General features: G+C 69.1%; 11 protein-coding genes and 2 pseudogenes. 8 read left to right on the top strand and 5 right to left on the bottom strand.

Annotation, left to right across the window (positions count from 1 at the left end):
- Nucleotides 1-2: 2 nt before the first annotated feature.
- Nucleotides 3-629: a helix-turn-helix domain-containing protein gene (locus VG276_15405; GenBank protein HEV8650742.1), complete on the bottom strand. Its 627-nt coding sequence runs from the start codon at nucleotides 627-629 to the stop codon at nucleotides 3-5.
- A gap of 115 nt (nucleotides 630-744) precedes the next feature.
- On the opposite strand from VG276_15405, the gene VG276_15400 reads away from it, so the two are divergent.
- Nucleotides 745-1,173: a DUF6069 family protein gene (locus tag VG276_15400; protein ID HEV8650741.1), complete on the top strand. Its 429-nt coding sequence runs from the start codon at nucleotides 745-747 to the stop codon at nucleotides 1,171-1,173.
- A 47-nt stretch (nucleotides 1,174-1,220) separates the two neighbouring features.
- Nucleotides 1,221-1,628 carry a PPOX class F420-dependent oxidoreductase gene (locus VG276_15395; protein HEV8650740.1) on the top strand — a complete coding sequence of 136 codons (408 nt, stop codon included), beginning with the start codon at nucleotides 1,221-1,223 and terminating at the stop codon, nucleotides 1,626-1,628.
- Nucleotides 1,629-1,828: 200 nt separating this feature from the next.
- Here the strand turns inward: VG276_15395 and VG276_15390 are convergent, their stop codons facing one another.
- Nucleotides 1,829-2,053: a hypothetical protein gene (locus VG276_15390; GenBank protein ID HEV8650739.1), complete on the bottom strand. Its 225-nt coding sequence runs from the start codon at nucleotides 2,051-2,053 to the stop codon at nucleotides 1,829-1,831.
- Complete coding sequence (locus VG276_15385; protein HEV8650738.1) at nucleotides 2,050-2,349, bottom strand: hypothetical protein; 300 nt, start codon at nucleotides 2,347-2,349, stop codon at nucleotides 2,050-2,052. The genes VG276_15390 and VG276_15385 overlap by 4 nt, the downstream gene beginning before the upstream one ends.
- Nucleotides 2,350-2,525: 176 nt before the next feature.
- Here VG276_15385 and VG276_15380 point away from each other — a divergent pair, with 176 nt between their 5' ends.
- The 4 genes and pseudogenes from VG276_15380 (at nucleotide 2,526) to VG276_15365 (ending at nucleotide 5,831) form a co-directional block, all read left to right on the top strand.
- Nucleotides 2,526-3,386 carry a hypothetical protein gene (locus VG276_15380; protein HEV8650737.1) on the top strand — a complete coding sequence of 287 codons (861 nt, stop codon included), beginning with the start codon at nucleotides 2,526-2,528 and terminating at the stop codon, nucleotides 3,384-3,386.
- A 587-nt stretch (nucleotides 3,387-3,973) separates the two neighbouring features.
- Nucleotides 3,974-4,131: pseudogene (locus VG276_15375) on the top strand (transposase).
- Nucleotides 4,105-5,292: a hypothetical protein gene (locus VG276_15370; protein HEV8650736.1), complete on the top strand. Its 1,188-nt coding sequence runs from the start codon at nucleotides 4,105-4,107 to the stop codon at nucleotides 5,290-5,292. The pseudogene VG276_15375 and the gene VG276_15370 overlap by 27 nt, the downstream one beginning before the upstream one ends.
- A 422-nt stretch (nucleotides 5,293-5,714) precedes the next feature.
- Nucleotides 5,715-5,831: pseudogene (locus tag VG276_15365) on the top strand (IS630 family transposase).
- A 135-nt stretch (nucleotides 5,832-5,966) separates the two neighbouring features.
- On the opposite strand, the gene VG276_15360 reads toward VG276_15365, so the two are convergent.
- Nucleotides 5,967-7,013, bottom strand: a complete 1,047-nt coding sequence (locus VG276_15360; protein HEV8650735.1) for a DUF5937 family protein — start codon at nucleotides 7,011-7,013, stop codon at nucleotides 5,967-5,969.
- Nucleotides 7,014-7,077: 64 nt separating this feature from the next.
- Nucleotides 7,078-7,428, bottom strand: coding sequence for a nuclear transport factor 2 family protein (locus tag VG276_15355; protein ID HEV8650734.1), 351 nt, complete (start codon nucleotides 7,426-7,428; stop codon nucleotides 7,078-7,080).
- A gap of 267 nt (nucleotides 7,429-7,695) precedes the next feature.
- Between VG276_15355 and VG276_15350 the strand changes: the two genes are divergently transcribed.
- Both VG276_15350 and VG276_15345 read left to right on the top strand, forming a co-directional pair.
- Entirely contained in the window at nucleotides 7,696-8,211 is a 516-nt protein-coding gene (locus tag VG276_15350; protein ID HEV8650733.1) for a hypothetical protein, read from the top strand.
- Nucleotides 8,212-8,695: 484 nt separating this feature from the next.
- Entirely contained in the window at nucleotides 8,696-9,028 is a 333-nt protein-coding gene (locus VG276_15345) for a hypothetical protein (protein ID HEV8650732.1), read from the top strand.
- The last annotated feature ends 31 nt before the right edge of the window (nucleotides 9,029-9,059 follow it).

The raw sequence follows: 9,059 nt of genomic DNA, 5'->3' as shown, positions 1-9,059 counted from the left end.
GGTTAGCTGCTGGTTGCCGGGTCGCGGACGAAGGTCTTGCGGAAGAGCACGGCGAGGTGCTCGGCGTAGTGGTCGGGTGACCAGTGTCGGTCCACCAGCAGCCCCTCGAGGACGTCGAAGGACATCAGCGCCCAGAGCATGTCGGCGGCGGTGTCGACCGTCCACGGCGGTGCCAGGCGGCCCTCCTGGTCCAGCCAGGCCACCAGCCGGCGGCAGCCCGTGTGCCAGTTGCTCATCGACCGGTCCCAGAGGGCGGCCGCGTCGGGGTCGCTGCGGCGGACGCGGTCGACGGCGCGGGAGACCGGGAGGAGCCGTGGGTGGATCCGGGCCAGGTGCCAGGCCCACTCCTGGAGCGCGGCCGCGGCGTCGGGCGCCTCCCACACCCGCCGCAGGGAGCCGGCGATGTCTTCGCGCTCCCCGAGGTAGCTGAACAGCGCGGTGAGCAGCGCGGTGCGGGAGGCGAAGTGCAGGTAGACCGCGCGGCGGGAGACACCGGCGCGCGCGGCGACGGCCGCCATCGTCAGCGCTTCGAACCCCTGCTCCTCCAGCAGCTCCCTGGTGGCGGCCAGCAGCGCGGCGCAGGTGCGTCGGCTGCGGGCGTTCTGCGGTTCCGCGATGGCCTTCGCCATGCCGGCTCCTCGCACTCACCTTCACGTGATGTGCAGTTTACCTGCCGCTGAACTTCACATGGTGTATACTTCAGATATGCACATAGTGTGAAGTTCCTAGCAGGAGGAGGGCACCATGACCACCCTCGCCGACCTCATCCTCGCCACCCGCCGCCGCACCCGCGCGACCGCGGTGGGTGCCGCGGTCCTGGCCGCCGCCGCCATCTGGCTGGCCGCCGTGCCGCTGTTGGGGGTCGACCTGCAGGTCGCCCAGCCCAGCGGGAAGCCGCCAGCCCAGATCACCCTGCCCCTGGTGCTGGCCACGGCGCTGGCCGCGTCCCTGGCCGGCTGGGGGCTGCTCGCCCTGCTGGAACGGCTGACCCGCCGGGCCCGGGCCATCTGGACCGCCACCGCGGTGGTCGCGCTGGTCGCCTCCTTTGTGCCCCTGCTCGCCCCCGGGACCCCCACCACCTCGAGGGTCGTCCTGGCCCTGATGCACCTCACCGTCGCCGCGATCCTCATCCCTTCCCTGACCCGCAGCGCACCAGCCGATCCGGCGGCCTGACCACCCACCCCAAGCCACGCAGCCCGACACCCAACAGGAGCGATCCTATGAGCATCTTCACCGACGCCGAACGCGCCTACCTGCAAGCCGGTCGCCTCCAGTGGGGTGGCCCGGAGCGGCGACTGGCCCGCCTGGCCACCGTCGGCCCCGACGGCACCCCCCACGTCACCCCGGTCGGGATGTGGACCCTCGACCCCGACGCCGAGGTCATCGAGGTCGCCGGCACCGACCTGGCGGCCACCAAGAAGTTCCGCGACGTCGCCCGCACCGGCCGCGCCGCCATCGTCATCGACGACGTGCTGGCACCCTTCCAGCCACGCGGCGTGGAGATCCGCGGCCGCGCCGACGCCATCGCCGATCCCGAGCCACGCATCCGCATCCATCCCCAACGCATCATCGGCTGGGGCCTGGACGACCCCAACCGCCGCAACGCCCGCACCGTCCCATCCCGCTAGATCCCAATGCCATCAGCAGGTGTGTACACGGTGCGAGCAGCAGCGTGAGCACCGAGGACGCAGCAAGAACGTCATGCTCCGGCTGTCCACATCCGGACATACCCAAGCTGGTGGCGGTTTGTTCGTTCGGAAGGCGGCTTCCGACAAGGCTCGGAGAACCACGTCGGTGCCGAGGCGATCACGAACCTCGCCAGCGAGCTTCACGAGCTGGGATTCGAGCTCACCAGCAGTGGGTACCTCCGGCCGCTCGTGCTCAGCACGCTCGAGGGTGTTCCGGTCACCGATGCTCTCAGCAGATGGGGGTCATCGCAGCCGAGATGCTGCGGCGGCTGTAGGAGCTCGGTGTAGCCCCGTCCGGGCAGGTCGACCACGTACACGGTGTGCTCCTTGGCGAGCACGGGCAGCTGGTCCTTCCACCCGATCACCGGGGCCGCCCCGGCGAGAGCAGGATGACCGGCGGCCCCGACCCGGCCCGGACATAGTGGAAGCGCGCCGCCGGCGTGTCCACGAACCGGGAGCCGACCTGCCGCAGGTAGGGCGATCGGTAGGAGCGGCCGGCCTCGGCCGGCAGGTAGCCGTAGGCGCCGTAGCCGTAGAGGACCCCGACGACCAGCAAGGCGGCCACGGTGACCAGCACGACGGCAAGGCGACGCCGGCGCGGCCGCCGGCGCGGTGCCCCGCCGGCGACTGGTGGGGACACCGCCTTCACTTGCGATGACATGACAAGCCTGCTCCTCGCGTTGGCGAACGATCTCACCAACCAGGAGGGCCGCGACCGTGGGGAGGTTCCGCTCCGCCGGCGGAGCCGGACAGATTAGCTATCAGACGAATCGTTGCGGCCGAGAGCGCGCCCCGGCGACGATCCTTCCCGCCAGGCGCCGGGCGCGGCCGAAGGGGATGAGCCTCGTCGCCGACACCTTCCACGTCGGCGACGAGGCCGCCGCTCGTGGCGATCCGGATGAGCAGACGGCCGTGCGGGTCATCAGACGCTTCGTCCGACTGTCCAGCCCTATAGTACGGGAGGTTGTAATGCGTCGGATCTTGTATCTCATTGTCGCCGCCACGTGGGTGGCTTGCGCGGTTGCACCGCGGACATCGTTGGCGGCAGAGGCGCCGGATCCCAATCCGAATCCGGCGCTGTTCGCGCAGGACGCGCACCCCTACGGCACGAGCATGGCGACCTGGGGCGAGAGGGCGTCGCAGTGGATCTACGGTGAACCGTACTATCGCAGCCCGCTGTTCGATCAGACCGGAGCCAACTGCGGTGTCGATCAGCAGGGGCCGGTCTGGTACATCGCGCGAATCGCCGGGCCGCTTGTATTCAGCGGCACACGGCATTGCACCATTCCGCACCAGAAGGCGCTCTTTCTGTACATCGGGGCCGTCGTCGACGACTACCCGTGCCCCGACCCCAACTTCCAGCCCGCACCGGGTCAGTCGCTCTACGACTTCTTGAGCGCCGACGCCAAGGCCATCATGGACACCGTCAATGAACTGGACGTCTCGCTCGACGGCCAGCCCCTCAACGACGTATTCAGCTACCGCTACCACTCGGACGATCTGTTCTCTATCACGGGCGACTTGAGCCTGCGGCTGGTCATGGACTCCTGCATCACAGGGCAGCCGCAGCCGGCGATCGTGGACGGCTTCTTCATGATGTTCAAGCCGCTCGACCGGGGCGAGCACGTCGTCCGGGTGCACGGGACCGCTACGGGTGGCGACGACAAGACGTTCACCTATTTCTTGACGATTACGTGAGGGCCCGACGGACCCCTCCCGTGTGCAAATAGCTGGCTGCCGTTGAGCGACGGGTTGGTGGTCGCACATTCGCCTACCAACCCGTCGTCGGGCTGCCCGCGCCGGCAACCTCGGCGTAGCGCGATGCATCGACCGAGCGACCGAGCAGGTAGTGCTACGTTCGTCAAATCCGGAACGGAAAGACGGGCTCACTGCTGTCCTCACAGCCTGGCCAATGGTGCTCTTGACCAGCAATGATCCGAGGCAGATGTCCTGTGCCACTGAAGTCGGCCCGGTGTCAGCGAATCCGGCCCATCCGTGGATCCGTGCCACTCAATCAGGCCCGCCCAGGTGGTGAGCTTGCTTGTGGAGAGACGCCGGCCCGAGGCGGGCCGGATTGACTGGCGGATGGCCGGCCTCAGCCGTGCCACTCAATCAGGCCCACGCAGGTCACGACATCGGAACCGGGCCGCCTTCGATGGCAACGGACAGCAGAGCAGGTGTACCGCTTTTGAGGAACGTAGCAGTAGCGGTAGTTTGTTGATTAGAGGGTGTCCGAAATGCTGGTAGGGCGGGTGTTGTTAGGTTTGCGCTGAAGCAGCGTCGAGGTGACGCCGCCGCGTCGCCGCTACCCGACCGACCTCACCGATGCGCAGTGGGCGCTACTGGCCCTGCTGATCCCCAACCCAAGCCCGATGGCCGCCCGGCCGTGCACGACCGTCGGGAGTTGGTTAATGCCATGCTCTACTGGCTGCGCGCCGGCTGCGCCCGGTCGCGCGTATCCGCGCCACCGTCGAGCGGCTGCGCGCGGTCCGCGGCGTGGCCGAGATCACCGACCCGGTCACCATGCCCGCGCGCGAGCTGGCCGCCGGCGACGGCTGCGCCGGCTCGGCACCCCGCGCGCGTCATCGCGACTATCAGGAGGCTACCCATGTCCAGCGTGAATCCGCATGACCTGTCACCACACATGCCGAACGGATCGCGATCAGCGCCCGACCCGGCTGGGACGCCGCCGCTGCTCGGCAGCATGTGGGCTTCGTTGCGGGGTTTCTGGGATGACGCACCGGGATACCAGCGCCTGGCGTACCTCGTCGGGGCGGCGCTGATCGCCACCGGGCTGGTGCACGCCGGCATTTGGGCGGTGGTCGGCGGGTCGGCGGCCGGACCGTTGTCGTGGCGCAAGCCCACGACCTTCGGTATGTCGTTCGGCCTGACCACCGCCACGCTGGGCTGGGCCGCCGCGTACCTGCCGGTGCGGCGGGGGATCGGCTGGGTCGCCTCCGGCCTGCTGTGCGCCGCGACCACCGTGGAGGTCGCCTGGGTTGCGCTGCAGCACGCACGAGGGGTGCCCTCACACTTCAACACAGCGACCACGCTGGACTACACCCTGTTCATCGTGGGAGGGGTGGCCATCGCCGTCACCATCCTCGTCACCGCCGCCATGACCCTCGCAGCCTTCACCCGCACGACAGCACCCTCGCCGATGGCCTGGGCGATCCGGTCAGGGTTGGTGGCGCTGCTGGCCGCCCAGGCCATCGGTGTCTGGATGATCGTGCACGGCGTGTCACTGCTGGACGCCGGTGCCGATCCCCTCACGCAGTCGATGAGCACATCCGGCGCTGCGGGAGCGATGAAGTTCGCCCACGCTGTCCCCATGCACGCGATCCAGGTGCTCGCAGCGCTGGCCTGGCTGCTGTCGTTCTCCGGCCTGACCCAACGTCGACAGCTGTGGCTGGTGGTCCTGGCGGTCGCCGGGTACGCGGGCCTGTTCAGTGTCGCGCTGCTGCGCACTGCCTACGGGCTTGCACCGTTCGATCTGGTCAGCGTCTCCACACTGATCTACCTGATTGCGGGTGGGCTCTTGACCGCCTCCGCGGTCGCCGCCGTGGCCGGCTTGTATCACCGCGCTGCTGCCCCCGGGAGCTGAGCCTCATCGACGCCGCTTGGGTCAACCCACACCCCCCCGGTTCGCAGCCGTCACGCGGCGCCGCTCGTGGCGCGCCCCGGCGCATCACCGAGACCGAGCGCGGCCGGATCATCCAGCTGGCCCAGTGCGAGCCGCCCGGTCGGCTCGTCCAGGGCGACGACGGGCTGCTGGCCCCCGCCGATCCCGAGGCCCCGGCGGTCTGGACGCTGGACGCCCTGACCGGCGCGGCCTGGGCCGCCGGCAGCCGGCGCGCCGCAGCCAGGTCCGTCAGATCCTACTGGCCGAGGGGATGCGCTGGCGGCGGACCCGGTCGTGGATCCGCAGCACCGACCCGACTTCGTCCCAAACCAGCGGCCGTCCTGGCCCGCTACACCGACCCGCCGCCCGAAACGACCGTGGTCTGCGCCGACGAGCTCGGCCCGGTGATCCCACGCAGCTTCCCACCCGCACCGGGCTGGACCGTCGACGGCCACCGGGTCAAAGCCGAGCTGGACTATGGCCGCAGGCCCGAGAAGACCTGGGTGTTCGGTGCCCTGCGCCCTTTCAACGCCCGCGCCCGCCCGTGGGTCTGGGGCCGGCCACCGCCACCTCCCACGCTACCGACGCCGCGTCCTCATCTACCGAATTTAACGAACGGAGCAGTAGGAAGCGGCGAGGCCGCGAACGGACCGGGATTACGCAGGGTTCCCCGAAGCGATGTCCAGAGCGGGAGCGCTGGCCGCCACGATGCTGGTGGCGAGCGGTGTGCGCTGGTACAGCACGCGACGCCCGGAACGCCACGACGTCACCAGCCCACTACGCCGCAGGACCGAGAGGTGCGTACTGACCGCGGGCGTGCTCTGGCCGAGTTCGCGCGCCAAGTCGGTCGTCGACTTCGGCAGCGCGACGCTGATGAGGATGGCGGCGCGGCTGCGGCCGAGGAGCGCACCCAAGGCGTCCTCACCGGTCACCTCCGCAGCGGCCGTCGGCCACAGCTCGCCGATCCCTCGGGGACCGTAGGTAATGCTCGGCGAGCCGGCCGTGCCCGGGTCGACCATGATGTGCGGCCAGGCAAAGACACACGGCACGAGCAACAGCCCAACGCCGCACAGATCGTGTTCGGTGCTATGCCGCGAGCTGACGATCTGAATCGCGTGCTCGGCCAACTCGAGTTCCGGATGCAGGTCCGAGAGCAGCGCTTCGATGCCGCCCCTGGCGAGGCGGGCCGCCCGGTAGGCAATATCGGCATCGAGGACGGCGCGAATCTGTCGCCAGTGCGGCTCGATGGCAACTGCCCAGTATTGCCACAGGGCGTCGGCGAGGTGCCTCGCGCCGCTGGCGCCATCGGCGACCAGCCGCTCTGCGGCCGGTGGCAAGTCGCCATGCCAGACGACCTCGAGATCCGCGCGCAACCGATCCGCTGGGCAGTCGGCGACCAACTTCAGCTGCTGCTCAATGGTCGTCGCGGGGTCGGTCGCACCGCCGAGGAGGAAACTCGCGACGTGCGGACGCGGCGCGGGGACGATGGCCCGGAGCAAGGCCATGTCGACGCGACGCAGGCCGTCACGCGCTATGTCGAACCAGGCGCGATGCAGGCGGTGGATGCGCCCCGAGTTGACCATGTACAGGCTCTCGGCCACCTCGGCGAGCGGCGAATAGGCAAATCGCATGCGCTCGAGGTCGGTCGCGCTCATCCGCAGGCGGATCATCGCGCCACCGTAGCCCGCGGCGAACCACCACACCCACCGCACAACCAGAGCGGGCTGATCTCGGTGGTCAACCGATCGTCGACGCGGGTAGCCACCGTCAGCTCGCCTGCAGCGGCCACACGCACGCGTGCACACACAGCCACTCGCCGCCGCGCCGCTCGTACGTGTCGATGTATCGGTTGCTCTGGCCGGGACGACTCTGCGTCCGCGCGGACGCGACGGCCGTGTCGCCATCCACGTGGATCGCTAGCTGGTCGATGACCAGCGTCGGCGCCGGGTTCTCCCGTAGATCCTTGATGTAGCGGTCCATCTCCCACACCTCGCCGGTGGCTCCATCGAGGTACGCGAAGGATGGCGAGAGGATCGGTTGCAGCATCTCCCATGAGCCCTGGCGACATGCCTCGATGAACCGCAGGTTACGATCACCAAGAGCCTCCACGTCGTCCACGACAGCCTCCATGTGAGGTTGGGCCTGCGCGTGCCCCGCACTCCGGAACGGCCTCGGGCGCGCCCAGATGCCTTCACACATGCTCGCATTCCGCATGGACGGGCCTCAATGATTCGATCCTGGTGGAATCCATGGCCACGGGCTCGAATCGTGGGAGTATGGCTTTGGGTCGACGGCAGCCGACCCGAGCGGCCAGGCACGGTGTCGTTGCGCGGCCGGCAGATCGGCGCCCAGAAGCAAGGTGCGCAGCTCTGCAAGGAGTTCACCATGCGACTGCCACAGCTTGTCGGCATCTTCGGTCGGCGCACTACCTTTGCGGCGCTCACCGCGGGGACTCCACTGCTCCTTGGCGCGCTGAGCCCCGCGACCGCCAGCACCTCCCCTCAGATCATTCACCAGGAAGTGGCCGGCCTGACCTTCCTCAATCCCTGCACCGGCGAGCACATGACCATCACGAGCGGCACGCTGCAGTTGTTGGTTCAGGTGACCGACGATGCCAGCGGTGGCCTCCATGTCGTCGTCCACGGCAACGCCCAGGGAGTTGTTGCCACCGGAGAGGTCACCGGCGATATGTACCGGCTCGCTGGCGACTTCTGGACCGAGGAGAACCTCAACGGCGACGACGGCTTACCACTGGTCATCCAGGTAGTCGAGGTCCACGACGTCGACAGCCAGGGATCGAGTGACAACTTTATCGTTCATGTGGTGTCTCACCTGACCCTGAACGCGGACGGTGCCGTCACCGCGTCCGTCGACTCGGTCAGCGCCGAATGCCGGGGCTAGTCTTCACCTGGCCTCGATATTTCACGAAGGGTTGAGGCCGGGGTGAGGCCGTGGCGGGCTCGGGGAGTGCCGGTCAGGTCAAGACTGTTGACCAAGATCGTGACGCTGTCGCGCTCGTCAGGCTCTGCGTGCTTGGAGCCTGGGGGCGGGCGGGTCGGTGGGCACGCCGGCGCTGTCGTTGCGGCTGGGCTGGCGGCAGCACCCAGGACGGCACGGGCGATCGCCTGGGTTGGCCTGGACGTCGCACAGCCGATGTCGCTCAGCATGTGGGCCACCACGGCACTCCGGCTGAACGAGCCGGGCCGCGACGCTGCATGGTTGAGCCGGCACGCCAACACCACGTATGGAACGAGCGGTTGCGTGCCCGGTCGAGGGGGCGCATTATCGCGCGGCCGGGACAGCCGGCGCGATCGTTGCCAGCCCGGTAGGCGCCGGGCCCCGGGACAGGCTTCCCGTCCGGGGGTCCTGAGGATTCGGGGACACGATGACAGACCGTCACGCCAAGGCCCTGACAAAGCTCGAGGAGCGGCTGCGGACCGGCCCCGGGGAGCTCTCGCCACCGACGCGCGCCGCGGGGATCGACGGCGACCCGCTCCCGGATCCGCTAGCCAAAAGCTATGTGGAGACGATCCGCCGGCACGCCTACAAGCTGACCGACCGACGCCTCCAGGAGCTTGCGGAGGCTGGCTGGACGGACGGCCAGCTCTTCGAGCTGACCGTCGCCGCGGCGTTCGGGGCGTCGAAGCGGCGGCTGGATGCGGGGCTTCGAGCGCTTGGTGAGGCTGCGGGGACCCGCCCGCCGGCTGGGGAGGGATGAGGGATGCGGCTGGCAGCCATCCGGCGAGGCA

This window comes from Actinomycetes bacterium, assembly GCA_036000965.1.
Lineage (GTDB): Bacteria > Actinomycetota > CALGFH01 > CALGFH01 > CALGFH01 > DASYUT01.
This window is presented reverse-complemented; position numbering and strand designations above follow the sequence as displayed.

Coding starts and splice junctions, on each gene's coding strand:
- VG276_15405 (HEV8650742.1), bottom strand. CDS start 629: ATGGCGAAGGCCATCGCGGAACCGCAGAACGCCCGCAGCCGACGCACC.
- VG276_15400 (HEV8650741.1), top strand. CDS start 745: ATGACCACCCTCGCCGACCTCATCCTCGCCACCCGCCGCCGCACCCGC.
- VG276_15395 (HEV8650740.1), top strand. CDS start 1,221: ATGAGCATCTTCACCGACGCCGAACGCGCCTACCTGCAAGCCGGTCGC.
- VG276_15385 (HEV8650738.1), bottom strand. CDS start 2,349: ATGTCATCGCAAGTGAAGGCGGTGTCCCCACCAGTCGCCGGCGGGGCA.
- VG276_15380 (HEV8650737.1), top strand. CDS start 2,526: ATGAGCCTCGTCGCCGACACCTTCCACGTCGGCGACGAGGCCGCCGCT.
- VG276_15370 (HEV8650736.1), top strand. CDS start 4,105: ATGCTCTACTGGCTGCGCGCCGGCTGCGCCCGGTCGCGCGTATCCGCG.
- VG276_15350 (HEV8650733.1), top strand. CDS start 7,696: ATGCGACTGCCACAGCTTGTCGGCATCTTCGGTCGGCGCACTACCTTT.
- VG276_15345 (HEV8650732.1), top strand. CDS start 8,696: ATGACAGACCGTCACGCCAAGGCCCTGACAAAGCTCGAGGAGCGGCTG.